Annotated in this window: 24 protein-coding genes, 1 other RNA gene and 1 other annotated feature; of the genes, 22 read left to right on the forward strand and 3 right to left on the reverse strand. The window is 48.3% G+C overall.

What is annotated here, in order from left to right; translation table 11 throughout:
• Nucleotides 1-42 precede the first annotated feature (42 nt).
• A complete protein-coding gene (locus tag ACTRXI_RS06820; protein ID WP_474261713.1) occupies nucleotides 43-996 on the reverse strand; it encodes an agmatinase family protein in 954 nt (317 codons plus the stop codon).
• Between the two features lie 185 nt (nucleotides 997-1,181).
• On the opposite strand from ACTRXI_RS06820, the gene ACTRXI_RS06825 reads away from it, so the two are divergent.
• The 4 genes from ACTRXI_RS06825 (at nucleotide 1,182) to pheA (ending at nucleotide 4,451) form a co-directional block, all read left to right on the forward strand.
• On the forward strand, nucleotides 1,182-1,724 hold the full coding sequence (locus ACTRXI_RS06825; RefSeq protein ID WP_474261714.1) for a Spo0B C-terminal domain-containing protein: 543 nt from the start codon (nucleotides 1,182-1,184) through the stop codon (nucleotides 1,722-1,724).
• Between the two features lie 22 nt (nucleotides 1,725-1,746).
• Nucleotides 1,747-3,036, forward strand: a complete 1,290-nt coding sequence (obgE, locus tag ACTRXI_RS06830; RefSeq protein WP_474261715.1) for a GTPase ObgE — start codon at nucleotides 1,747-1,749, stop codon at nucleotides 3,034-3,036.
• A gap of 100 nt (nucleotides 3,037-3,136) precedes the next feature.
• On the forward strand, nucleotides 3,137-3,532 hold the full coding sequence (locus tag ACTRXI_RS06835; protein ID WP_474261872.1) for an ACT domain-containing protein: 396 nt from the start codon (nucleotides 3,137-3,139) through the stop codon (nucleotides 3,530-3,532).
• A gap of 28 nt (nucleotides 3,533-3,560) precedes the next feature.
• Nucleotides 3,561-4,451 (forward strand): prephenate dehydratase, encoded by an 891-nt coding sequence (pheA, locus tag ACTRXI_RS06840; RefSeq protein ID WP_474261716.1) that lies wholly within the window; start codon nucleotides 3,561-3,563, stop codon nucleotides 4,449-4,451.
• Here the strand turns inward: pheA and ACTRXI_RS06845 are convergent.
• Nucleotides 4,448-5,005: a 3H domain-containing protein gene (locus ACTRXI_RS06845; RefSeq protein ID WP_474261717.1), complete on the reverse strand. Its 558-nt coding sequence runs from the start codon at nucleotides 5,003-5,005 to the stop codon at nucleotides 4,448-4,450. The two genes, pheA and ACTRXI_RS06845, sit on opposite strands and share 4 nt — an antisense overlap.
• Nucleotides 5,006-5,127: 122 nt before the next feature.
• Here ACTRXI_RS06845 and ACTRXI_RS06850 point away from each other — a divergent pair, with 122 nt between their 5' ends.
• The 16 genes from ACTRXI_RS06850 (at nucleotide 5,128) to aspS (ending at nucleotide 22,806) form a co-directional block, all read left to right on the forward strand.
• Complete coding sequence (locus ACTRXI_RS06850; protein ID WP_474261718.1) at nucleotides 5,128-5,886, forward strand: YebC/PmpR family DNA-binding transcriptional regulator; 759 nt, start codon at nucleotides 5,128-5,130, stop codon at nucleotides 5,884-5,886.
• A 141-nt stretch (nucleotides 5,887-6,027) separates the two neighbouring features.
• Entirely contained in the window at nucleotides 6,028-6,636 is a 609-nt protein-coding gene (ruvA, locus tag ACTRXI_RS06855; protein ID WP_474261719.1) for a Holliday junction branch migration protein RuvA, read from the forward strand.
• Between the two features lie 24 nt (nucleotides 6,637-6,660).
• Nucleotides 6,661-7,668, forward strand: a complete 1,008-nt coding sequence (ruvB, locus tag ACTRXI_RS06860; protein ID WP_298788075.1) for a Holliday junction branch migration DNA helicase RuvB — start codon at nucleotides 6,661-6,663, stop codon at nucleotides 7,666-7,668.
• 115 nt (nucleotides 7,669-7,783) lie between these two features.
• On the forward strand, nucleotides 7,784-8,827 hold the full coding sequence (queA, locus tag ACTRXI_RS06865; RefSeq protein WP_474261720.1) for a tRNA preQ1(34) S-adenosylmethionine ribosyltransferase-isomerase QueA: 1,044 nt from the start codon (nucleotides 7,784-7,786) through the stop codon (nucleotides 8,825-8,827).
• Nucleotides 8,824-9,963 carry a tRNA guanosine(34) transglycosylase Tgt gene (gene tgt / locus ACTRXI_RS06870; RefSeq protein WP_022793795.1) on the forward strand — a complete coding sequence of 380 codons (1,140 nt, stop codon included), beginning with the start codon at nucleotides 8,824-8,826 and terminating at the stop codon, nucleotides 9,961-9,963. The genes queA and tgt overlap by 4 nt, the downstream gene beginning before the upstream one ends.
• A 33-nt stretch (nucleotides 9,964-9,996) precedes the next feature.
• Nucleotides 9,997-10,248, forward strand: coding sequence for a preprotein translocase subunit YajC (yajC, locus tag ACTRXI_RS06875; RefSeq protein WP_474261721.1), 252 nt, complete (start codon nucleotides 9,997-9,999; stop codon nucleotides 10,246-10,248).
• Between the two features lie 110 nt (nucleotides 10,249-10,358).
• Entirely contained in the window at nucleotides 10,359-10,679 is a 321-nt protein-coding gene (locus tag ACTRXI_RS06880; RefSeq protein ID WP_474261722.1) for a post-transcriptional regulator, read from the forward strand.
• A 160-nt stretch (nucleotides 10,680-10,839) separates the two neighbouring features.
• Nucleotides 10,840-12,141: a protein translocase subunit SecD gene (secD, locus tag ACTRXI_RS06885; RefSeq protein ID WP_474261723.1), complete on the forward strand. Its 1,302-nt coding sequence runs from the start codon at nucleotides 10,840-10,842 to the stop codon at nucleotides 12,139-12,141.
• Nucleotides 12,131-13,081 (forward strand): protein translocase subunit SecF, encoded by a 951-nt coding sequence (secF, locus tag ACTRXI_RS06890; RefSeq protein WP_474261724.1) that lies wholly within the window; start codon nucleotides 12,131-12,133, stop codon nucleotides 13,079-13,081. Before secD ends, secF begins: the two co-directional genes overlap by 11 nt.
• A 99-nt stretch (nucleotides 13,082-13,180) precedes the next feature.
• The gene (locus tag ACTRXI_RS06895; RefSeq protein ID WP_474261725.1) at nucleotides 13,181-13,501 is read left to right on the forward strand and encodes a LapA family protein; all 321 of its coding nucleotides are present in this window, start codon (nucleotides 13,181-13,183) and stop codon (nucleotides 13,499-13,501) included.
• 163 nt (nucleotides 13,502-13,664) lie between these two features.
• Complete coding sequence (gene recJ, locus ACTRXI_RS06900) at nucleotides 13,665-16,028, forward strand: single-stranded-DNA-specific exonuclease RecJ (protein ID WP_474261726.1); 2,364 nt, start codon at nucleotides 13,665-13,667, stop codon at nucleotides 16,026-16,028.
• Nucleotides 16,018-16,539, forward strand: coding sequence for an adenine phosphoribosyltransferase (locus tag ACTRXI_RS06905; protein ID WP_474261727.1), 522 nt, complete (start codon nucleotides 16,018-16,020; stop codon nucleotides 16,537-16,539). The genes recJ and ACTRXI_RS06905 overlap by 11 nt, the downstream gene beginning before the upstream one ends.
• Nucleotides 16,540-16,739: 200 nt before the next feature.
• Complete coding sequence (locus ACTRXI_RS06910) at nucleotides 16,740-18,920, forward strand: RelA/SpoT family protein (protein WP_322525709.1); 2,181 nt, start codon at nucleotides 16,740-16,742, stop codon at nucleotides 18,918-18,920.
• 30 nt (nucleotides 18,921-18,950) lie between these two features.
• Nucleotides 18,951-19,409: a D-aminoacyl-tRNA deacylase gene (gene dtd / locus ACTRXI_RS06915; protein ID WP_474261729.1), complete on the forward strand. Its 459-nt coding sequence runs from the start codon at nucleotides 18,951-18,953 to the stop codon at nucleotides 19,407-19,409.
• Nucleotides 19,410-19,452: 43 nt separating this feature from the next.
• Nucleotides 19,453-19,678, forward strand: a binding site (T-box leader).
• A gap of 60 nt (nucleotides 19,679-19,738) precedes the next feature.
• The gene (gene hisS / locus ACTRXI_RS06920) at nucleotides 19,739-21,022 is read left to right on the forward strand and encodes a histidine--tRNA ligase (protein ID WP_474261730.1); all 1,284 of its coding nucleotides are present in this window, start codon (nucleotides 19,739-19,741) and stop codon (nucleotides 21,020-21,022) included.
• Nucleotides 21,019-22,806, forward strand: a complete 1,788-nt coding sequence (gene aspS, locus ACTRXI_RS06925; RefSeq protein WP_474261731.1) for an aspartate--tRNA ligase — start codon at nucleotides 21,019-21,021, stop codon at nucleotides 22,804-22,806. The genes hisS and aspS overlap by 4 nt, the downstream gene beginning before the upstream one ends.
• 4 nt (nucleotides 22,807-22,810) lie before the next feature.
• Here aspS and ACTRXI_RS06930 read toward each other — a convergent pair whose 3' ends face one another.
• Nucleotides 22,811-23,107, reverse strand: a complete 297-nt coding sequence (locus ACTRXI_RS06930; RefSeq protein ID WP_474261732.1) for a hypothetical protein — start codon at nucleotides 23,105-23,107, stop codon at nucleotides 22,811-22,813.
• A 97-nt stretch (nucleotides 23,108-23,204) separates the two neighbouring features.
• On the opposite strand from ACTRXI_RS06930, the gene ssrS reads away from it, so the two are divergent.
• Together ssrS and ACTRXI_RS06940 are read left to right on the forward strand one after the other, a co-directional pair.
• Nucleotides 23,205-23,387: non-coding RNA, 6S RNA (gene ssrS / locus ACTRXI_RS06935), on the forward strand.
• Between the two features lie 123 nt (nucleotides 23,388-23,510).
• Complete coding sequence (locus ACTRXI_RS06940) at nucleotides 23,511-25,694, forward strand: ATP-binding protein (RefSeq protein ID WP_474261733.1); 2,184 nt, start codon at nucleotides 23,511-23,513, stop codon at nucleotides 25,692-25,694.
• Nucleotides 25,695-25,710 lie beyond the last annotated feature (16 nt).

Raw genomic sequence — 25,710 nt, forward strand, 5'->3', positions numbered from 1 at the left:
AAAAGGCGTCCTTTCAAAGGTGAAAGGACGTCTTTTGTATGGCTATGCTTTTCCTTCCTGCTTTAATCTGCCGGCAAGTACATAGAGTACAGCCAGTGTGACAAAGTGGGAGGAAAAATCATTATGGTCCTGCTGTGGATAGACTTCAACAAAATCCATACCGCAGACTCCATGTATACCGAATTCATGAATGAGAGTCAGCAGCTGCTCGGGGCGGAGACCGTTGGCATCCGCCGGGCCGCCCGGATTGTAGGCGTAATCTAAAATATCGCTGCAGATACTTAAATATACTTCGTCGGTACCCTCAGAAGCGGTATCGTAGACTTCTCTGGCAAATGCCTTTAAATCCGGGGCATTGCGGATTTTATCGATGGTAATCGTAACAGCGCCCGCTTCTTTGGCGGATCTGCCATTGACGGCTTTATTGCGCGGACCATGAATGCCGAGGTGTACGAGGCTTTCATTTCTCACCTGTTCATATTCATACAGGCGTGCAAACGGGGAACCGCGTCCGAACTCATCGCCCATCGATTCGTCGTTATTATCAAAGTGGGCATCAATATGAATGATTCCTACTTTTTTTCCGGTAGTTTCACCAAGCGCCCGAACAATCGGGTAGGTGATGCCGTGATCGCCCCCGAGACCGACAGGGAAAGTGCCGGAAGCCCATAAAGAAGAAGCGAAGGACTCGATTGTTTCCATTGTGGCCGGAACGTCGGCCGGGGTGGTGGAAATATCACCGGCGTCTGCGAGGCTGTAGTGACTGAGTACATCGATGTCGCCGAGCTCGGGCAGGTAGCCGCTGTAGCGCTCGGAGCACTGGCGGATCACCTTCGGTCCAAGCTCACAGCCTGTGTACGCTCCCCAGGTTACCGCTCCTTCCCATGGCACACCGTAAATAGTTGCCTGATAGTTTGCTGCTTTCGATAAATCCTTTGCCACTGAAGAAGCGTGAAGGAAGGTCGGTGTATTTCCGTAAATGAGTGGTCGATTCATATGTCAGCACCCTCTCTGTGTATGATTTTCAATGTATAGGGAGTGAAGAAGTGTCCATGCCCGGATACGTTTACCACGTGACATGTGATACAATAAAGTGTACCATATGTGAGTAGTTTTGCGTTCGAAGCAGTGGAACAAACTGTACGGCAGCGGCGCAGTGAAGTGGAAAGGCGGTAATTCCTATGAACGCTGAAGAGAAATTGGACGTATTGAAGCATTCCCGTCATGACTGGATGAATGTCCTGCAGCTTCTAAAAACACACGCTGCGCTTGGTAAAGTGGAAGAGCTTCAGAAAGTGATCGAAAAAACGACCTTTAAAGCTTCCCATGAAGCCAAGCTGTCAAATGTCCAGGCTCCGGCGTTCGCTGTCGAACTGATAACGTTCCACTGGAAGGAACACTGGTTTTCCATTGATTTTGAGGTGGAGGATACGTTCAGTGCCAAACCGGACGATCAAAAATGGACTGGTTTTTTTCAAGAACTGGCAGCGCGCATTGATGAACAGGCCAATCGAACGAGAGATAACCATCTCGAGATTTCCATCAACGAGAACGATGGCGGGCTTCCGTGTCTGGAACTCGATTTTGAAGGTGAATTAAAGAGTCCCGAGAGGCTTGAACAGTGGATACGAAAAGAGTCCGTAATGATAGATATGATTGAGTATATAGAAGTAAGCACAGAACACCTATATTGCGTCATTGTCGATCAAGCAGGCGGTCAGTAAGAATACTAATGAGGTGAAAGAGTTGTTTGTAGATCACGTAAATTTATATGTAAAAGGCGGCGATGGCGGAGATGGCATGGTCGCCTTTCGTCGGGAAAAGTATGTCCCGGACGGCGGACCGGCCGGAGGCGACGGAGGCAGAGGCGCAGATGTAGTTTTTGAAGTGGATGAAGGGCTTAGAACATTGATGGATTTCCGGTATCAGCGCCATTTTAAGGCAAAGCGCGGAGACAATGGAAGATCCAAAAACCAGCACGGCAGAGGCGGCGAAGATTTAATTGTCCGGGTACCGCCGGGTACTATTATTCGTGACCGCAGCTCCGAGGTTATGATTGCGGATTTAACAGAGCATAAACAACGCGTGGTAGTGGCAAAAGGCGGCCGTGGCGGCCGTGGTAACACACGGTTTGCTTCGCCTTCTAACCCGGCCCCGGAAATCAGCGAAAAAGGCGAGCCTGCGGAGGAAAAAGACATTCAGCTTGAACTGAAGGTGCTGGCAGATGTTGGTCTCGTCGGTTTCCCGAGCGTTGGTAAATCCACGCTGCTTTCTATTGTATCAGCGGCACGGCCGAAAATTGCCGATTATCCATTTACTACACTAAAGCCGAACCTCGGCGTTGTGGATGTAGGAGAAGGAAAAAGCTTTGTCATGGCGGATCTCCCGGGACTTATTGCCGGAGCCCATGAAGGCGTTGGGCTCGGAGCCCAATTCTTACGGCATATTGAACGGACACGGGTGCTTGTGCATATCGTGGATATGGCCGGCGAGCTTGAAGGCCGGGACCCGTTTGAGGATTTCCAGCAGATCAATGCGGAGCTGCGGGAGCACAACCTTCGTCTGCTCGAACGTCCAATGATAGTAATGGCTAACAAGATGGATATGCCGGGCACAGAGGAACAGCTTGAGGAGTTTAAAAAGAAGCTCCCGGAAGGTATTGAAGTGTTTCCTGTATCGACACTTAGAAAGCAGGGCATTCAGCCGCTTTTGCAACGAGTAGCGGACCTTGTGGAAACGACCCCTGCCTTTCATTTATATGATGAAGAGGACCAGGAAGAAAAAGTGGTGTACACGCTCGATGAAAAAGAAGCTCCGTTTTACATCGGCCGTGCCGACGACGGTGCTTATGTACTGTACGGGCCGGATATCGAAAAACACTATAGAATGGCGGATCTCTCCCACGAAGATTCGATGCAGCGCTTTTCAAAAAAATTACGCAACATGGGTGTGGATGAAGCACTGCGCGAGCGCGGAGCTAAGCACGGCGATACAGTAAGGCTGCTGGACTTTGAGTTCGAATTTGTTGATGGGTAATCAGTCAGTATAAATCAGAGTATAAAAGAGTGTGGTGAAAGCAGTGGCAGACAGAATTGATCATTTCTATCTTGTACGGGAAGATCTGTTGACAGATGCAATGCAGAAAACGTTAGAAGCAAAAGCACTGCTCGAAAGCGGGAAGGTGCACAAAGTGGCAGAGGCGGTACAGCATGTGGATCTGAGCCGCAGCGCTTTTTATAAATACCGGGATGCTATATTCCCGTTCCATACGATGATACAGGAGCAGATTATTACATTATCGATCCAGCTTGCCGATCGTTCAGGCTCCCTTTCGGAGCTGCTGCGTATTGTAGCGGAAGCGAATTCAAATGTGCTGACTATTAATCAGACGATCCCGCTGCAGGGACGGGCAAATATCACGTTAACTGTTGATACATCGGTGCTCAGTCTGGAAATCCGTGACTTTGTGCGCAAAATTCAGGGAATGGAATTTGTGGAAAAAGCTGAAATAGTTGGCTCCGGATCGCTGTAAAGAGTAGGAAGGTAAAGGAGTGGAGAGAGTGAAGCGAGTAGGATATCTTGGCCCGAGGGGGACTTTCACAGAAATGGCAGCCCGGGTGCTGTTTCATGAGCAGGTGCTCGAGCCCTTTGATACGATTGCAGAAGGGATGAAGCTGACGGAGCAGCAGGAGATAGATATTGCTGTCGTACCGCTTGAAAATGCGATTGAAGGCTCGGTGAACGTGACCCTGGACTATTTGATTCATAAGCATGAACTGCCGATTATTGGGGAAGTGACCGTGCCGATTGAGCAGCACCTGCTGGCTCTTCCCGAGGAAAAGGAACAATGGCAGCAGGCGGAATTTGTACATTCGCACCCGCATGCCATCGCCCAGTGCCATGAATTTTTAAGCAGGTGGATGCCGGAGACAAAAGCACAATTCACGAATTCCACGAGCGCCGCTGCAAAAAAACTGAGTGAAGGTACTGCTGAAGGCGTGGTTATTGCGACGAGGCTTGCTGCGGAGCAGTATGGTCTCGAGATCGTAAAGGAAAACATTCATGACTATACGAATAACCATACCCGATTTGTGGTTCTTGCAGGCAGTGAAGAGCGAGCGGAAAGCCTTTCGGAAGAAAAAAAAATAACCGAAAGGACGACGATGGTCATTACGCTGCCGTCCGATTACCCGGGCGCTCTGCATCAAGTGCTCGCAGCCTTTTCATGGCGGAAATTAAATTTAACAAAAATTGAATCCCGTCCAATGAAGACCGGGATTGGAAACTACTTTTTTGTCATGGACGTGGAGCAGCCGGAAGACGATATTTTGATTCCAGGCGTTATTGCGGAGCTTGAAGCGCTCGGGTTCGGCGTCCGGGTTCTCGGGCATTATCCGTGCTTTGAACTTTCTACAGCCGAGGCGAAAGTAGACAGCCGGACATCAGGCTAATTGTCTTCGTTAATCAGGTAGGCATGATTTTTCAAAGCTTCAAGCAGAACATCAAACTGGGTATGCGAAGGAATTTCAATGGTATGAAGATGCACGCCGGCAGTCAGCTCTGAGAGCATGGAAGCATTTGTGTTTTTCATATTCTCAATAAAGCGGTCCGCATCAATCCGGCTTTCAATCATTAAGGATGCGGTGATGTCGCCATAGACGGGATGCTCGACGGAAACATCAATAATTTTCCCCCCGTGATCTACGATCAGGTACAGCTCCTCGAGGGTACTGTCCGGATCGGAAGGGTGGGAGACGGCTACGCGCTTTCGTACTGTCTGTCCCGTATCCTTATTTTTGATAATGATGTAGCCCTGGGACGTAGCGAGAATAGGGTGCCCCTGGGCTTTCAGTAAAGACATGTCCTGGACGATGACCTGGCGGCTGACGCTCGCCCTTGAAGCAAGAGAGCTCCCGGTCAGCGGCCGGGTGGAGATTTCAAGCCATTCGAGCAGCTGCTTGCGCCGGTCGGCTCCAAGCATTTTTTTAGAAGGATGATTAGGCATAACAATACCTCACTTTGTTGGTTGCTACTCTATATCATAGCGGTAAAGTGTTTTTATTGTAAATTAAAAACTGCCGCCGTTTTATTCTATATCGGGCGGTGAAGACAGGAAGGGGAAACGTAATGGCAGGACATTCGAAATGGAATAATATTAAACGCCGCAAGGAAGCTCAGGATTCCAAGCGGGCAAAAATATTCACGAAATTGTCGAAGGAGATTTTCGCCGCTGTGCGGGAGGCAGGAGATGATCCCGACCAGAATCTTCGTTTGCGTATGGCGATTACAAAAGCACGGGCAGCGAATATTCCAAATGAAAATATTACGCGGACCATCAAAAAAGCAAAAGGACAGGGCGCGGAACTGCAGTATGAAGAAATGACGTACGAAGGCTACGGCCCTGGCGGAGCTGCTGTAATGGTAAAAACGTTAACGGACAATAAAAACCGGACTGTGGCGGATATCCGTGCCGCCTTTAACAAAAATGGAGGAAACCTCGGGGAGAATGGCTGCGTTTCTTTTCTTTTCAATAAAGAAGGCTTTCTGGCCGTGGACCGTGAAAATGTTGAAGCCGATGAAGACACGTTCATGCTTGAAGCGGTAGAAGCCGGAGCGAATGATGTGGAATACGATGACCACGGCTTTTACATTTACACGGAGCCCGATGATTTTGAAGCTGTAAAAGGGGCTATGGAGCATACGTATCATTTTTCTACAGCGGAGGTTACCATGATTCCGGAAACGAAAGCCCATTTAGAGGATGAGCATGCCCGGAAAATGCTCAAATTGATCGATACGCTTGAAGATAACGATGATGTGCAGAGCGTGTACCATAACTTTGAAGCAGAAGAAGAGCAGATGGAACGTCTGGAAGTTTCCTCGTAAACCTTTCACCCCGCCGGTGGAAGGTTTTTAATGCCCGGGCGTTTGGAAGACTGGGCGAATAGTCATTTTTCAACAGGGACGATCTTTGCTATGATATAGGAAAGCATGTTCGCATTTCAATAAGGCAAGGAGAGGACCACAGTGATCGAATTCGTAAAGGGACGCGTGGATCATATAAAGGGAGATACCGTCACGATTGAAAACAACGGCATCGGCTATTTAATCTATTGCTCCAATCCTTTTGTGTTTAACGGCCAGCAGCCGGATGAAGAAACAGTAGTATATACATATCAGTATGTAAAAGAGGACGTGAATCGTCTGTACGGCTTCCGCTCAAGAAAAGAGCGCGAGCTGTTTGAACAGCTGCTGCAGGTGTCGGGGATAGGGCCAAAAGGTGCCCAGGCGATTCTTGCCTCCGGAGATCCGGGGCAGGTGGTAGGAGCTATTGAAAACGAAGACGAAACGTTTTTAACGAAATTTCCGGGAGTCGGTAAAAAAACGGCAAAGCAGATGATTATCGATTTGAAAGGAAAATTGACCGGTGTTTACGATGCGGTAACAGTAGCAGGAGCGCCGGTGTCTCTGCTTGACGAGCAGCAGCCGGGGGGAGACCTTGAGGAAGCACTTGAAGCACTGACGGCTCTCGGTTACGGGGAAAAAGAAATCAAAAAAGTACGCCCTCATCTGGAAAAAGAACAGCTGAGTGCGGATGAGTATGTAAGAAAAGCCCTGCAGTGGATGCTCACATAGCAGAAAATGGAGGAGGAAAAATTCTTGGAGGATAGAATTGTTTCTCAGGAAGCAGAATCAGGAGAAGATTTGGTGGAACAAAGTATTCGCCCGGATCGCCTCCGGGAATATATCGGCCAGCGGAAAGTAAAGGAAAACCTCGAAGTGTTTATTGAAGCGGCGAAGCTTCGGGAAGAGCCGCTTGATCATACGCTGCTTTACGGGCCCCCTGGGCTTGGGAAAACGACGCTCGCCATGATTATCGCCCGTGAGATGGATGTGAACATCCGGACGACGAGCGGCCCTGCTATTGAAAGGCCCGGAGATCTGGCCGCGGTCATGACAGCTCTTGAGCCCGGTGACGTACTTTTTATCGATGAGATACACCGGCTCCCACGGGCGGTGGAGGAAGTCCTCTACCCGGCGATGGAGGATTTTTGTATCGATATCGTAATTGGCAAGGACAGCTCTGCTCGTTCTGTCCGCCTTGATCTTCCCCCGTTCACGCTGATTGGCGCCACTACGAGGGCGGGCCTGCTCTCCGCTCCGCTCAGAGACCGTTTCGGGGTGCACGCGCGCCTGGAGTACTACGTGGAGGAGGACCTGGCTGAAATCGTCCGGCGTTCGGGGGATTTGTTCCAGCTCAATATTGATAAAGGAGCAGCCTACGAGCTCGCCAGAAGATCCCGTGGAACTCCCCGGGTGGTGAACCGGCTGCTGCGCCGGGTACGTGATTTTGCGCAGGTGCAGGGAGACGGAAGCATCACGATGGAGCTGGCGAATCATGCACTCGAACGGCTGCAGGTGGATAAGCTCGGCCTTGACCACATTGACCATAAATACCTGCTCGGCTTGATTGAAACCTTCCGGGGCGGTCCGGCCGGCGTAGAGGCAATAGCGGCGAAGATCGGGGAGGAGGCCCATACGCTTGAAGACGTGTATGAGCCGTATTTAATGCAGATCGGATTTTTACAGCGGACCCCGCGAGGAAGAAAAGCAGCTCCGCTTGCGTACGAGCATTTCGGTTATCCGTATCAGGAAGAAAATACATGAGATTTTTTAAGGAGCCAGTACTCTGCGGTGCTGGATTTCTTTCGTGCATAAAACAGTAAACTCCTATATAATAGCTTTTGGTTTTACGTGATTGAACGAATAGGAAGGGTTAGTCATGAATATAAATGAATTTGATTTTGAACTGCCGGAAGAGCTGATTGCACAGCAGCCGCTGAAAGAACGGGATCAGTCGCGGCTGCTTGTGATGAATACGAAGGAAGAGACAATTGCGCATGAACGCTTTCATCAAATTGAAGATCACCTTGAGGCCGGGGACTGTTTAGTGCTCAATAATACAAAAGTATGGCCCGCAAGACTAATCGGGGAAAAGAAAGAGACCGGTGCCGGGATTGAAGTGCTGCTGCTGCAGCAGGAGGGTGACACGTGGGAGACGCTTGTGAAGCCGGCGAAACGAGTGAAACCTGGAACCGTAGTCACCTTCGGGGACGGACGTTTGACTGCAGAATGCACGAAGGTGCTTGAGCACGGGGGCCGGGAGATGGTGTTTACCTATGAAGGTATTTTTCTTGAGATTCTTCAGGAGCTTGGTGAAATGCCGCTGCCTCCGTATATCAAAGAAAGGCTCGAAGACCAGGATCGGTACCAGACTGTGTATGCCGAGCATTACGGATCCGCTGCAGCCCCTACGGCAGGCCTTCACTTTACGTCGGAGCTGCTTGAACGGCTGAAAGCAAGAGGTATTCGTACGGCGCATCTAACACTGCATGTCGGACTAGGGACGTTTCGCCCGGTATCCGCCGAAACGGTGGAGGAGCATGATATGCATGCGGAATTTTATCATCTGCCGCAGGAAACAGCCGAAATTTTAAATGAAACGAAATCAGCGGGCAAACGTATAGTTGCAGTGGGGACGACGTCAGCGCGTACGCTCGAAACCGTGGCAGGCAAACAGGAAAATAAATTTATGGAAGCGAGAGGCTGGACGGATATTTTCATTTATCCAGGCTACACGTTCCGGGGAATTGACGCGCTTTTGACGAATTTCCATCTGCCAAAATCTACACTGGTGATGCTTGTGAGCGCTCTTGCCGGGAAGGAATTTCTTTTCCGGGCCTACGGGGAAGCCATACGCGAAAGGTACCGCTTTTTCAGTTTTGGGGATGCAATGCTTATACACTCGGGAGGAAATAACGAATGACCGCAGTAACATACGAACATATTAAGACGTGCCGACAGTCAGGAGCGCGGCTCGGCAAAGTGCACACACCGCACGGGTCGTTTGACACTCCTGCCTTTATGCCGGTGGGGACGCTTGCCACCGTAAAAACATTAAGCCCGGAGGAACTGGAGTCGATGGGTGCAGGGATGATTTTAAGCAACACGTATCATTTATGGATACGGCCCGGCGAAGATATTGTGGAAGAAGCCGGCGGCCTGCATAAATTCATGAACTGGAATAAGCCAATTCTCACCGATTCCGGAGGGTTTCAGGTCTTCAGTCTAAGCAAGCTGCGGGATATTAAAGAAGAAGGCGTTCATTTCCGGAACCATATTTCCGGAGCCAAATTATTTCTCTCTCCGGAAAAAGCGATGCAGATCCAAAATTCTCTTGGTGCCGACGTGATGATGGCATTTGACGAATGTCCGCCTTATCCGGCCGAGGAAGAATACATGAAAGCATCTGTTGAGCGGACGACCAGATGGGCTGAACGGTGTCTTGAGGCACATGCCCGTCCAGAGGATCAGGCGTTATTTGGAATCGTGCAGGGCGGGGATTACCGGCATTTGCGTGAAAAATCTGCAAAAGAGTTGATTTCAATGGACTTTCCGGGTTACGCTATAGGCGGATTATCTGTTGGAGAGCCTAAGGAAACGATGAACCGAGTGCTGGAATATACGGCCCCGCTTCTCCCTCAAAACAAACCACGCTATTTGATGGGAGTCGGGTCGGCAGATGCGTTAATTGACGGATCTATCCGTGGGATAGACATGTTTGATTGCGTTCTTCCAACAAGAATCGGCCGAAACGGAACGTGTATGACAAGCAAAGGCAGGCTGGTCGTAAGAAACGCTTCAAATGCCAGAGACTTCCGCCCGATCGATGAAGCGTGCGGGTGCTATACCTGCCGCAATTACTCGAGGGCTTACATCCGGCATCTGATCAAAAGTGAAGAAACGTTCGGCGTCCGGCTTACTTCGTACCATAACCTGTATTTCCTACTGTCTTTAATGCAGCAAGTACGCGAGGCTATCCAGCAAGATCGTCTGCTCGATTTTCGGGAAACTTTTTTTGAACAATACGGCTTTAACCGTCCGGATGCTAAAAATTTCTAGATCGGGGAAGCTAAAGGGACAAGGGGTGAAACAGTGAGTACAATTATCGTATTGGTTTTGATGTTTCTCATATTCTATTTCCTTTTGATTCGTCCGCAGCAAAAGCAGCAGAAGCGGATCAAGGAAATGCATGCGAATCTGCAGAAGGGTGACCGTATCGTTACTATCGGCGGTATACACGGCACCATCGATGCTATTGATGAAAACAAACTTATCGTGGAAGTAGACGGCAACATGAAATTGACGTTTGATCGTAACGCGGTCCGCGAAACAGTAAATGAATAGTTTGTACAGAATTCCCGTTTATGAATAAACGGGGATTTTTTCATCCTGTGAAAAAAGTATGTTTGCCACATCTTCATGGTTAAGTATAATGAAAAGCAGGAGGTGCTCTAATGGAAAAAGCCTGGGAAGAATGGAAGCTTGTTGTTTATCCGGTACTTGAGAGCAAAGTGAAGGAGTTTGAAACTCTGGGATACAAAAACATACATATAGACGAAATCTGGGAAATGAGCATAAACCAAATGAAAAAGCGTCAGGCAGAGCCGGCATTACATACAATTGTGCAAACAATACTGCATATGAAAATGCACGATTACATGCAGCAGAAAACGATCGAATCGTATAAAAAGATTGAACAAAAGAAAAACTATGATGAAGCACTGGAGGAAATACTGGCCCAGGTCAGCGGTAATATAGCAGAAAAGGTCGATTGACATTTAATTCTGCGCATACGTATAATTGCTTTTGTTTGAGAAACACTGAACGGCACGGATACAAAAGAGATGGACCAGGCGGCACGCTCCGCTCTGGTTTATTTATGGGAGCGGAAGTATCATATAACGGCGGATCGAAGCACGGAAGGATGAACCTGTAATGGTAAAGAAATCAAGGATTGTTTATTTCTTTTTAATTATTTTTGCGCTGGCGGCGTTAATGATCCCAACGTCGGAGAAAATTGTGAACGGTATCGACCTCGGGCTTGATCTTCAGGGCGGATTTGAAGTGCTCTATGAAGTGGAGCCTCAGGAAGAAGGACAGGAAATTACAGATGAAACTTTGCAGAACACGGTAGCTGCGCTGACGCAGCGGGTGGACATTTTAGGTGTCTCCGAGCCGAATATTACCATTGAAGGTGACAACCGTATACGGGTGCAGCTCGCTGGTGTTGAAGATCAGCAGTCCGCACGGGAGCTGCTTTCTACAGAAGCGAACCTGAGCATCAGGGACGTGGATGATAATGAACGGCTCTCCGGAAGTGACATCCAGGAAGAAAGTGCTTCGGTAAACTTTGACGATTCAAACAACCCAATCGTCACAGTTTCCTTAAGAGACGGGGACCAGTTTGGACAAGTAACGGAAAATATTATTAATGAATACCAGCCTCCAAACAACCGGCTGGTCATCTGGCTGGATTACGAAGAAGGGGATTCCTACGAAGAGGAAGCCATGAAGGATGATCCAAAATTCATCTCTGCTCCGGCAGTGAGCGAGCCACTGTATACACAGGACATCCAGATTGAAGGCGACTTTAGTGTCGAAGAAGCGGAAAATCTTGCGGATATTTTGAATTCGGGATCGCTTCCTGTAGAGCTCGAGGAGGTATATTCGAACTCGGTTGGTGCTTCGCTAGGTGAACAGGCCATGGATAAAACCATTTTTGCCACGTTTATTGGCGTTGGGCTGATTTTCTTATTCATGCTCGTGTTCTATCGTTTTACTGGGTTTATCGCTGTGTTAACGCTCAGTACATACATTTATTTTGTACTTGCGATGTTTAACTTTATCCAGGGCGTGCTCACACTCCCTGGCATAGCGGCACTTGTCCTTGGGGTCGGCATGGCTGTGGATGCGAATATTATTACGTATGAACGAATTAAAGAAGAGATCAAATACGGCAGATCCATTTTATCGGCGTACCGTTCAGGAGCAAGAAGGTCTCTCGGTACAATTATCGACGCGAACGTCACAACCCTGATTGCTGCCGGGGTGCTTTTCTACTTCGGAACAAGCTCGGTTCAGGGCTTTGCCTTGATGCTGATCGTGAGCATAATGGTAAGCTTCATTACGGCAGTGCTTGGTACAAGGCTGCTTCTCGGTCTATGGGTGAACAGCCGGATCTTTAATAAAAAACCGAAGGTGTTTGGCGTAAAGGAGCGTGACATCCATGAACCTTAATAACAGCAGGAAGATCTTAAAACGAGTGATTCCTTTCGTCAAATTCCGGAATGTCTTTTTTCTGATTACTCTCGCCTATGTTCTTGCCGGAGCCATCCTTTTGTCAACGATCGGCTTAAACCTGGGCATCGACTTTCAAAGCGGATCAAGAGTAGAGGTCTCTGCAGATGAGCCATTAACTGAAGAACAGGTTCGCTCTGATTTTGAAGAGGTGGAAGGGAATTTGGAGCCGGACGATATTACACTTGGCGGAGATAATAATACAATTGCTTCCGCACGGTTCATCGGAGAGCTTTCCCAGGAGGAAATAGCTGCGGTGCAGACGTATTTTGAAGAAGAATACGGAAGCGTTCCAAATACGGGCACCGTTTCTCCTCAGGTCGGCCAGGAGCTGGCGCAGAATGCATTTATATCTGTGCTGATTGCTTCGCTCGGACTGATAATTTATATCACGATCCGCTTTCAGTTTTTATACGGAGTTGCTTCGATTATTGCCCTTCTTCACGATGCCTTCTTTATTATTGGCTTTTTCAGCCTGCTGCAGGTGGAAGTGAATGTGCCGTTTATTGCAGCGGTTCTCACGATTGTAGGTTATTCCATTAACGATACGATTGTGACGTTTGACCGGATCCGGGAAAACATGCCCCCGGCAGAGGAAATTGAATCGTTTGAAGATCTTGCAGAAGTAGTGGATGTCAGCCTGAACCAGACGCTCACCCGCTCCATCAATACTGTGCTGACAGTAGTATTTGCGGCAGCGGCACTGTTTATGTTCGGAGGCGAAGGCATACGGTCCTTTTCTCTGGCACTGCTTGTCGGCCTGGTAGCTGGAACGTATTCCTCCATTTTCCTGGCTGCCCAGGTGTGGGTGATCTGGAACTGGAAAAAAATTAAACGGGCCCGTGAAAAGGCGCCGGGAGAGGAAGAACCGGAGTCCTGAACAGAAAGCTTCCCTTTTTGAAGGGAGGCTTTTTATGGTTATTTTTGCAATTATACGGGTATAATAAAGGAGAACACAGATTGTGAAGGGAGTGAAAAAATGAAAGCACAAACAGGTTTAATCATGGGACTTATTTTAGCACTTATTATCGCTGTTTTTGCCGTGATTAATGTAAATAGTGTAGAAGTGAATTTATTGTTTGGCACAGGAGAATGGCCGCTGATTATTGTCATTTTGGTTTCTGTATTGCTTGGAGCGATGGTGGCAGGATTTCTCAGCATGTTCCGTATCTATAAGCTGAAAGCAGAAGTGCGCCGGCTCCGAAAAGCTACGAATGATCACAGCGCTGCTGTCGGATCAAGAACAGCCGGCACCACGCATGAAGATAATGATAAAGACAAATCGAGCCGTTCATCATAAATGCAGTAAATTTCGCTTCTTTTCCCTTTCCCGGGAAAAGAAGCTTTTTTTATGGAAGGTGGTGCAGATAAAATAGCTTTTATCCCGCGAGTATTTTCGATACAATAGTGAATGCAGATTAGGATCGTTTGAAACGCTAAAGCAAGAAAAGAGGAAGAGATATATGCTGCAGTCACGAACAAGATGGCATCAGCCCGATGTGGACGAACGTCTTGCAGAACAGCTTAAAAAAGAGCTGAATGTAAGTGTAATATCTGCGCGGCTTCTTGCTGCAAGAGGATTTGAATCAGCAGAGAAAGTCCGGCAGATGATTCATAATGACTGGTCTATTGTACATAACCCGTATTTGCTTGATGGAATGGAAGAAGCTGTCCGCCGTATTCAGCAGGCGGTTGAAAATAAAGAACGTATTCTCGTTTTCGGAGATTACGATGCGGACGGAGTGTCGAGTACCACTATTATGATCCGGCTCTTAAGCGAGCTTGGAGCTTCGTTTGGCTGGTATATTCCTAACCGGTTTACGGAAGGATATGGACCGAACGTTCCGGCTTTTCAATCGGCTCATGACGAAGGAGCCTCACTTATTATTACCGTGGATACGGGCATCGCGGCGGTTAATGAAATCCAGGCCGCCAATGATTTAGGCATGGATGTTATTATTACCGACCACCACGAACCACCTCCGGAGCTGCCGCCTGCGTACGCGATTATTAACCCGAAGAAACCGGGCTGCGCGTATCCGTTTAAAGAGCTTGCGGGGGTCGGGGTCGCCTATAAGCTAGCGCATGCTCTTCTTCCCGAGGAGCCTGTTCACTGGCTCGATATTGTCACGCTTGGCACGATCAGTGATCTTGTACCGCTCGTGGAGGAAAACCGGCTGTTCGTGCAGTGGGGACTCGACCTGTTAACGAACAGCAAACTCCCCGGCATTCAGGCGTTAAAACGAATATGCAGCATTGAAGGGGAGCAGCTTGAAGAAGACCATGTCGGCTTTGCAATGGGTCCGCGCTTGAATGCAGCGGGCCGTATGGAAGAAGCAGATCCCGCTGTGCATCTTCTGACTGCAGCTACGCTTGACGAAGCAGAATCGTGGGCGGAAATGATCGATGACCTGAATAATGAACGCAAATCGCTTGTTGAAAGTATGACCAAAGAAGCGGTGGAAGAGGTGGAAACGAACTTTCCCGTGGAAGACAATCCATTCATTATTGTGGCAGGAGAAGGATGGAACGCCGGTGTAATTGGCATTGTGGCAAGTCGTCTGGTGGAGAGGTATTACCGCCCGGTAATCGTTATGAGTATTGACGCTGCAAGTGGGGAGGCCAAAGGCTCGGCAAGAAGCATTGAAGGCTTCGATATGTTCCAGGAGCTTTCGAAAAACCGCGACGTGCTCCAAAAGTTCGGAGGGCACCCAATGGCGGCGGGCATGTCTTTGGACCCTGCCGATATCGACACCCTGAGAACCCGCATGGTCAGCCAGGCAAAAGAAACGCTGAGCAGCGAACTGCTTGTTCCGGCGACGCACATTGACGTGCATGTTTCGGTAAGTGACATTACCATTGACGCGGTCGAAGACCTGCGGAACCTTGCGCCGTTTGGCGTTGGTAATCCAAAGCCGGTTTTCCGGATTGAAAAAACGGTTCTCGAATCAGTGAAAACGATAGGCGCATCGAAAAATCACTTGAAGATGGCGCTGGCTGCTGGCGGGAAAAAACTTGATTGTGTCGGATTTCATCTCGGGTATTTATCGGAAAGCCTGACAGAAAATGAAGAGGTCTCCGTGGTGGGGGAGCTGAGTATTAATGAATGGAACGGCTTCCGCAAGCCTCAGCTATTTTTAAAGGATGCGAAGGTGGAGCAGATACAAATATTTGACCGCAGAAAAGAAAAGCGGGTGACGTTTGCGGACAATACAGATACGGCAGTTCTGGCTTTCACAGAAGAACAGCGGAAAGAGCTGGCGGCATCTGCGGGACATGCTGCCGTTCTTAACGGTACCGATATGGAAGGAAGGACTCATCACGCTGCGAATGTAGTGATAGCGGATATGCCGGCCTCTCTTGAAACACTGAAGCAGGCACTTGCGGTGTTCCCGCAGGCGGCGAACATTTATGTATACTTTCAGGGAAGAGAAAAAGCGTATTTTCATTCGATGCCTTCAAGAGAGCAGTTTAAATGGTATTATGCTTTCCTGAAAAAGCGCGGTTCGTTTGATCTGAACAGTCAGGGCAGGAAACTGGCCGAACATAAACAGTGGAAGACGGAAGATTTGTTTTTTATGAGCCAAGTGTTTTTTGAATTAGGTTTTGTTAAAATGAAAGATGCGGTTGTCTCGGCAGAGGAAAAGCCTGCGAAAAAAGATTTAACTGACTCCTCCTCCTACCAGGAAAAAATGGAGGCGAGAAATGTCGAGCAGGAATTGATGTTTACTCCGTTTCCGCAATTAAAAAAACGGCTCCTTTCCTGGCTGCCGGAAAAGGAAGAAACTATATTAGATATTAGGAAGAAGGTAAACCATGGACTTTAAAGATTACATAACAGTGATCGAAGATTTTCCTGAACAGGGAATCCGGTTTAAAGATATTACAACTCTTATGCAGAACGGCCCGGTGTACCGGCAGGCGATCGACAACATGATCGAATTTGCCGGAAAGCACGATGTTGATGTAATTGTTGGACCGGAGGCAAGAGGGTTTGTAGTCGGGTGCCCGGTTGCTTATGCAATGGAAAAAGCATTTGTACCGATCCGCAAAGAAGGCAAGCTGCCACGGGAAACCATTACGGAAGATTACGGCCTGGAATACGGGGAAGCGAGCCTCTCGATTCATACAGACGCCATTAAGCCCGGCCAGCGTGTGCTTATCACCGATGACCTGCTTGCTACTGGAGGCACCGTAAGAGCTACTGTGCAGCTGGTGGAAAAGCTGGGGGGAGTTGTGGCCGGCCTCGCATTCTTTATTGAGCTTTCCTATCTGGATGCAAGAAACAACAAAGAATTGAATGACTACAATATCTATTCTCTAGTCACGTTTGATTAATAAGGATATTTGTCTTAAGCCCCCTGCCAACCAGTGGTTCGGGGGTTATTATTATACCTGGAAGAGTCTGCGGCGGAAAAAAGGCCTGAGGCTTGAAATTAGAGTCAATTAGCGTTATATTTCTTCATATTCAGATATTTATATCCGGTAGGTGTACCGTGTATCTATTATAAGGTGGAAAGGCGAATAAGGGTGATTCCATGACGATTGATGAAGTAATGGAAAAAGCGGGCGTTTATTTATCCGAAGCGAATGTCGCTTTTTTGGATAAAGCTTATCATTATGCAGAAAAAGCCCATCAGGAACAATACCGGAAGTCAGGCGAGCCTTATATCCTGCACCCTATTCAGGTAGCCGGTATTCTAATAGAACTGCAGTTGGATCCTGATACGATCGCAGCTGCTTTTATGCATGATGTGGTTGAAGACACAGAAGTGACCGTTGAAGATCTCGAACGGGAATTCAACAGCGAAGTTGCCATGCTTGTGGACGGCGTCACGAAGCTGAAAAAAATTAAATACAAATCGAAGGAACAGCAGCAGGCGGAAAACCACCGCAAGATGGTGGTCGCAATGGCCAAGGATATCCGGGTGATCCTGATTAAGCTTGCGGACCGCCTGCACAACATGCGGACCCTGAAGCATCTTCCACCGGAAAAACAGCGCCGCATTTCTAATGAAACATTGGAAATTTTTGCCCCGCTTGCTCATCGATTAGGTATTTCCACAATCAAATGGGAGCTTGAGGACACGGCGCTCCGTTACCTCGAGCCCCAGCAGTATTATCGCATTGTGAATTTGATGAAACAAAAGCGTGCCGAACGGGAAGAATACATTGACCAGGTGATTGATAACATTCAGGAAAACGTGAATGATTTAAAAATCAATGCCGAAATGTACGGGCGGCCTAAGCATATTTACAGCATTTACCGAAAAATGGTGAAGGATAAAAAGCAGTTTAATGAAATTTATGACCTGCTGGCTGTACGTATTATTGTTGACAGCATTAAAGACTGTTACGCCGTGCTTGGAATCATTCACACCTGTTGGAAGCCGATGCCGGGCCGGTTCAAGGACTATATCGCCATGCCGAAGGCTAATATGTACCAGTCTCTTCATACGACCGTCATCGGGCCGAACGGTGAGCCCCTTGAAGTACAGATACGCTCCAGGGAAATGCACCGTATCGCCGAATTTGGTGTAGCAGCCCACTGGGCGTATAAGGAAGGCAAAGACGCGCAGAACAAACAGTCCCTTGAAGACAAGCTCACCTGGTTCCGTGAAATTCTGGAATGGCAGGATGATACGCCGGACGCCCAGGAGTTTATGGAATCACTCAAGATCGACTTGTTTTCCGACATGGTATTTGTGTTCACGCCAAAGGGCGATGTCATTGAGCTTCCGAGAGGCTCAGTCCCGATTGATTTCGCCTACCGGATTCATACGGAGATCGGCAACCGGTCGATTGGGGCAAAGGTGAATGGCAAAATGGTGCCGCTCGATCATGAGCTGACTACCGGCGATATTGTGGAAATGCTTACGTCCAAGCATTCCTACGGCCCCAGCCAGGATTGGCTGAAGCTGACGAAGAGCTCTCATGCCAAAAACAAAATTAAGCAGTTTTTCAAAAAAGAACGGCGTGAAGAAAATATTCAAAAAGGCCGTGAAATGGTGGAGCGCGAGCTGCGGGCGCAAAACTACGAGCCAAAAGAGATATTAAACGAAGAGAACCGGCAGGAAACAGCTGACAAATTCAGCTTTTCCAACGATGAAGATATGTTTGCGGCAGTAGGATATAACGGGGTCAGTCCGAAGCAGATCGTTACAAGGCTGACTGACCGGGCCCGCCAGGAGCAGGAGCAGGCCGCTGAACAAAAGTCTGTAGCTGAAGCCGTTAAAGACGTACAGCCTGCAACGCCGACGAGAAAGACTGGTGCCGGAGTTAGAGTGAAAGGCGTCGATAATCTGCTCGTGCGCCTATCGCGGTGCTGTAACCCGGTTCCCGGCGATGAAATTGTAGGCTTTATTACAAAAGGCCGGGGTGTTTCCGTGCACCGTAGCGACTGTCCAAATATTAAAAACGAAGATTCAGAACCACGTCTGTTGTCTGTGGAATGGGAAGGCGCAGCTGAGAAATCGAAAAACTATAATGTAGATATTGAAGTGACTGGCTATGACCGGCGCGGGCTTTTAAACGCTGTACTGCAGGCGGTGACTGAAACGAAAACCAACATGAGTGCTGTCAGCGGCAAAGCAGATAAAAACAAAATGGCTATTATTCACGTAACAGTAAATATCAGCAATACCGATCATCTGCGCCGGGTCGTGGATAAAATTAAGGGACTTCCTGACATTTATTCCGTACGGCGGGTGATGCATTAACGATTTGCAGGAAAGAAAGGGTCGTTCAGCGTGAAAGTGGTACTGCAGAGAAGCAAAGAGGCGGCGTGCCGCGTCGGGGATGAAATAACAGGAGAAATATCTTCAGGACTGGTGCTTTTTGTAGGCATTCACGGAGAAGATACGGAAAAGGACCTGGCGTGGATGGCCGAGAAGGTGAGTAATCTCCGCGTATTTGAAGACGAAGCGGGGAAAATGAACCGGTCTGTGCTCGACGCGGGAGGCCGCGTGTTATCTATTCCTCAGTTTACGCTCTATGGTAATACGCAGAAAGGACGCCGGCCGAACTTTATGGAGGCGGCCCCGCCGGAGCAGGCCAAAGCGTACTACCTCCAGTTTAACGACCTTCTCGCAGAACAAAGTGTTCATGTGGAAACAGGAGTGTTCGGCGCGGATATGGATATATCTTTTACGAATGACGGCCCGGTGACACTCATACTGGATTCCCCGAAAAGCCAGGGAAATGGTTGACAATCCCCGGGAAGATTCGTAAGATTGTTTTACAGAAGAACAGCTAAAGCCGATGATAAAGAAAGTAAACAGCGCGGCAGACTGCCAGAGAGGAAGGACCTGAGGCTGGAAGTCCTTCTCTTTCTCCCCTGTTGAAAGACACTTTGTAGGTTTTATTTCGAACGCTGCCAAGCAGCCGGTAGGAATAAACGTACGCCTTCGTTACAGGCATAAAGTGGAAACGAGTGTCGTTTCAATTAGGGTGGCAACGCGGATCAACCGTCCCTCATGATTCATGAGGGACGGTTTTTTTATGTGGAAAGAGTGAACATATTAAGGGAGGAAAGAGCATGGCTTATCGAATTCCAAGAGGGACCCAGGATATACTGCCGGGCGAGTCGGAAAAATGGCAGTTTATTGAACAAAAAATAGACGATATCTGCAGCCGGTTCAACTACAGTGAAATAAGAACCCCTGTTTTTGAACAAACCGAGCTGTTTGCACGGGGAGTGGGGGACTCCACGGATATTGTACAAAAAGAAATGTACACGTTCGAAGACAAAGGCGGAAGACAGCTCACACTCCGCCCGGAAAATACGGCTTCTATCGTGCGTTCCTACGTAGAAAACAAAATGTACGGATGGGCCGGACAACCGGTGAAACTGTATTACACCGGGCCGATGTTTCGCTATGAGCGTCCACAGTCCGGACGCATGAGGCAGTTTGTGCAATTCGGCGTGGAAGCGATCGGAAGTGCGGATCCTGCGATTGATGCAGAAGTTATCGGACTTGCCATGCAGTTTTATGAAGAAATGAATCTCAAGGGCCTTAAGCTGGTTGTCAACAGCCTTGGGGACAAGGAGAGCCGCACGGCTCACCGTGAGGCGCTTGTTTCTCATTTTGAGCCCCGTATCGGAGAATTCTGCAGTGACTGCCAGGAGCGCCTGCATACCAATCCGCTCCGGATTCTGGACTGCAAAAAGGATAAAGACCACCCGCTGATGGCAGATGCGCCTTCTATTCTTGATCACTTAAATGAAGAGTCAAGCAGCTATTTCAACCAGGTGAAAACAATGCTTGATGAAATGGGCATTCCTTACGAGGTGGATGCGAACCTTGTACGCGGTCTTGATTATTACACCCACACGGCCTTCGAAATTATGATTGAAGGAGAAGGCTTTGGCGCGATTACAACGCTTATGGGCGGTGGCCGCTACAATGGGCTGATTGAGGATATTGGCGGACCGGACACGCCTGGTATCGGCTTTGCGCTTAGCATTGAGCGGCTGCTGATGGCACTCAATACCCAGAACGTTGAATTGCCGGCAGAAAAAAACCTGGACTGCTACATTGTAGCAATGGGAGAAGAAGCCAAAAAACGCTCCGTTTCCCTGGTGCATGAGCTCCGGAGAGCAGGCGTCAAAGCCGATAAGGATTACATGGACCGTAAAACAAAAGCCCAGTTTAAAGCCGCGGACCGTACAAACAGTACCTTTACCGTGGTCATTGGCGACGATGAGCTGGAAGCAGAAGCAGTTAACATTAAAAATATGGAAACAGGCACGCAGGAAGAAGTGGCGCTGTCGGCATTTATTACTACTATGCAGGAACGTACAGGGAGGAAAGCACAATGATAGGACGGACGCATCATTGCGGAGACATTCAGGAAGCGCTGATAGGCGAAAAGGTAAGATTGAAGGGCTGGGCCCAGACCCGCCGGGACCTGGGCCAGGTGGTATTTATTGATCTCAGGGACCGTTCGGGGATCGTGCAGATAGTAGCGACTCCGGAACAGTCCCAGGAGGCACTGAACGCAGCGGAAAGGGTCCGCAGTGAATATGTGCTCGACGTAGAAGGAATTGTCGTACAGCGCGATGAAGAAACGTACAATGAAAAAATCCCGACCGGAAAGGTGGAAGTCCGGGTTGATAAGCTTTCAATTATGAATGCCTCAAAACCACTTCCGTTTCAGATTGAAGCAGATACTAACGTTTCTGAAGATGTCCGGCTCCGCTATCGCTACCTTGATCTTCGGCGTCCGGACATGCAGGAGACGTTCAAACTCCGTCATCAGACAACCAGGTTTATCCGCCGTTTTCTCGATGACCGTGATTTTTTCGATATGGAAACACCGATGCTCACCAAAAGCACCCCTGAAGGCGCAAGAGACTATCTGGTGCCAAGCCGGGTCCACCCCGGGGAATTTTATGCTCTGCCACAGTCCCCGCAGCTGTTTAAACAGCTTTTAATGGTCTCGGGATTTGAGCGTTATTACCAGATTGTACGTTGTTTCCGGGATGAGGACCTGCGGGCTGACCGGCAGCCAGAATTTACCCAGGTGGACATTGAGACGGCCTTTCTGGACACAGAGGACCTGTTCTCCATGATGGAAACAATGATGGCCGGGCTGTTAAAGGAAACGCGCGGTGTCGACATTGAAACACCATTCCCCCGTATGACGTATTATGAAGCGATGAACCGCTACGGATCCGACAAGCCGGAAACAAGATTTGGCATGGAGCTTGTAGAGCTGACCGATGTTTTAAAGAACAGTGATTTTAAAGTATTCAAAAATGCTGCGGCTTCGGGAGGCATCATTAAAGGACTGAACGTCAAAGGCGTGGCTAACCAGATGTCGCGCAAGGAAATTGACGATCTGGCAGAATTTGTGGCTGCCTACGGGGCGAAAGGGCTTGCCTGGCTGAAGGTAGAGGAAGAGGAACTGAAAGGCCCGGTTGCGAAGTTCTTAAGCGATGAGGAAACAGCATCGCTCCGGGAAGCGATGGGAGCAGAAGCAGAAGATCTACTGTTCTTTGGAGCAGACAGCCACCAGGTGGTTTGGGATTCTCTTGGTGCCCTGCGCCTGAAATTCGGAAAAGAGCTCGACATGATTGACCGCAGCACCTTTAATTTCCTATGGGTCACAGAATTTCCGTTGATGGAATATAACAAAGACGAAGACCGCTATGTAGCGATGCACCATCCATTTACACGGCCGGTGGAGGACGATGCCCACCTGCTTGAAACAAAGCCGGAAGATATCAGAGCCGAGGCTTACGACCTCGTGTTGAATGGTTATGAAATTGGCGGGGGATCGCAGCGTATTTATGAAAAAGATCTGCAGGAGAGAATGTTTACGGCTCTTGGATTTAATAAAGAAGAGGCGAAAGAACAGTTCGATTTTCTTATGGAAGCCTTTGATTACGGTGCACCGCCACACGGTGGCATAGCGTTTGGCCTTGACCGGATTGTCATGATCCTCGCAGGCAGAAATAATCTGAGAGATACGATCGCCTTCCCGAAAACGGCGAGCGCAACCGATCCATTAACTCAGGCGCCTGGGAAAGTCAGCAGCAGACAGCTTGATGAACTTCATCTTAAGCTCGATGTGTTTGAAAAAGACGAGGAAGACGAATAAAAAGCTATAAATGGTCAAGCTGATGAAACTTTTCAACAAAAACACCGGGGTCTGAATTGATCTGAAAAGTGCGGATGCCCTGAATCGTGTGAATGTAAAGAAAACCTATTTTTCCAGGTTCATAGCGGTATGATACGTCGAGCACTTCCTTGAGAGGGTAAGAAATCTCCTGATCGTGGCCGTAGGCGATATGATCTTCTTTCAAGCAAAGAGGGATTTCCACAGGGACCCGTTTTTTCTGAAAATCCTCAATTACGTGTTCTGTATACGTTGCATTAAGCCTGGCTAGTGTTTCTGTCATCATCTGCTCCTTTTAAGGCTCTGGCCACCTTGGAATGTTGTAGTAACGTTCTTGACCGAATTATACGAAAGTGCTAATATATAATCAAACAATGTGAAGAGTCCTGAGGTGTTCGTGAAGCACTGATCGTTTTGAGCCAACACATTCACATTGGGAGCCTGTCGTCTTGTTCTGGAGTACAAGCCTCAATGTTTGGGGAAGTATGAACGAACAAGCAAGGCACCCACCTGCCATGAGCAGGTTCAAAAACAAGTTCGTTTGACGGCACATTGGGACTCTTCCTGTTTTATTTAAATTGTTATGCATCCTCCGGCGCGTGAACAGTGCACCGGAGGTTTTTTACATAAATCCGGCGAAACTGGTGAATTGTTACGGCAGTAAGAGAAACGCAGGTGAACATACATTGAGAAAACTCCGCTCTAAGCTTCTGGTAATCACCTTAATCATAACAGCGCTTCCGCTGTTAATCTTTGGGGTGGTTTTGTTCGAATCCCAGCGTTCAGAAATGGAATCCCAGCTTGAGGGTTCTTTATTTTCGTTGTCCAATAATCTGTCGTTAACGATGGAAAGTGTTCTGTCGGAACGAATGAATGATCTGGATATGATGACGATGAATCCCGTTTTGCAGGATGAGAATGCAGAGCCTTCCGATATACGAAACGAGCTTGAACAAATGGTGGAAGCGGAAAATTTATATATGGGCATTGTTTACATAGATACGAATGGAGATATTGTTACGTCCACCCGGGATGAAGTGATAGGCAAAAACGTCTCCGACCGCGTATGGTACCAGAAGGCACGCGAGGGAAATCCAACACTTGAAGAAGCGTTTATAGATCCAATTTTAAAGCAGCCAATTATTCCTCTCGCAGGACCGGTGGAAAATGATGCAGGAAATGTGATGGCTGTCATCTCCCCCTCAATTAATGAAAATGCGCTGTGGGAAGTGCTCTGGCAGCGCCTGAATAAAATGGGCGAGCATGAACGTTTTTCCGGTCAGGCCTTTGTCGTTAATAATGAAGGGGAATACATTGCTTACCCGAACTCGGGCTACGTGCTTGAGGAAAGCTTTCTTGAAGAGCAGGGAATGGAAGAAAATTCTATCGAAGAGCTGATCGCGGGGCAGGAGGATCAGCTGATTGAGCACGGAAATGATGTTTCCGTAGTTACCCCGGTGGAAAACGTAGGAAGTCTGGCAAATGAATGGTACGTCGGCTATACGGTACCAAAAAGCGGATTTTACGCGAATCTCCGGCAGCTTGTCTACAGCTACTTGTTTGTTTTCAGCATTGTTTTGATTATTACGGTGTTTGCCGTTTTTAAGCTGTCCAAATACATTGTGCATCCTGTCGAGCGCCTTGCAGAAGCGACAAGCCGTTTTGCAATAGGTAAAAAGGTGTTTCCGCTGCAGACCAATGCCTACGAAGAAGTGGACGTGCTGACTAATACATTTAATCATATGTCAGAACAGCTTGAAGAAAGAGAGCGGGGGCACCGCCAGTCCACGATGATTCTGGAAACGACAGATAACGGGGTAATAGCTGTTTCCAGAGATTTTACGAATATCACCACGTTTAATGCTATGTGTGAAAAGCTGTTTGGACTCGACCGGAAAGAGGCACTCGGACACTCCGTGCAGCAGGTAATGCAAAAATCTGAAGACTTCCGCATGTTCGCACAGGAAATAGAAGCACACCGCCTGAATGACATGCAGCTGGAAATGAAAGAAATCGAAGCCCCAATCAATGGAAAAAACCGTACTTTCTTAGTGAATATGACAGTTCTCCCTCCCGTGGATTCCCGGGAGTCCTCTGAGGGCATTGTACTTATATTTAACGATATTACAGAAAAGAAGGACATGGAAAATGAGCTTGTCCGAAGCGAAAAGCTGAAAATGGTAGGGCAGCTGTCTGCAGGTTTTGCACATGAAATCAGGAACCCACTCACCACTATCAAAGGATTCGTTCAGCTGTTCCGCCAGGCGGCGAAAAAAGAAAAGGATATTCAGCATTACGATTTAGTACTGAACGAAATTGACCGGATGAACAGCATTGTGGAAGATCTGCTTGGTCTTGCCAGACCTACCAGCTCCGGCGATGAACACAGTATTCAGGTGAACAGCCTGCTTGAAGAACTGCTCGAGCTTTACAGCCAGCAGGCTGTAAAAAACAAAACGTTCATTTATACGAATTTTGATGATCTTCCGGAAATCATAGGGGACCGCAAGAAATTATCCCAGGTGTTTGTGAATCTGATCAAAAACGGTCTGGAAGCGATGCCGGACGGAGGCGTGCTGCGGGTGGAAACATCCATGCACTGGACCGGAGAGCCATATTATGAAGTGAAAATAAAGGATACTGGAAGCGGTATGAGTGAAGAGCAGCTGCAGAAAATCGGAAATCCTTTTTATACGACCAAATCAAACGGAACCGGTCTCGGGCTGATGACCGTGTTTCAAATTGTGGAGGATTTTAAAGGAACGCTGGAGGTCGATTCCGCTCCTGGAAGCGGAACCGAATTTAACGTGCGGCTCCCGGCGCAGCTGGCCGGGGAAACGACGAGCAGTGAGAGCCAAAATGTAAATTAAAGACGCCTGTACTTAA

The organism is Marinococcus sp. LNHM4E3-1, from assembly GCF_056034405.1.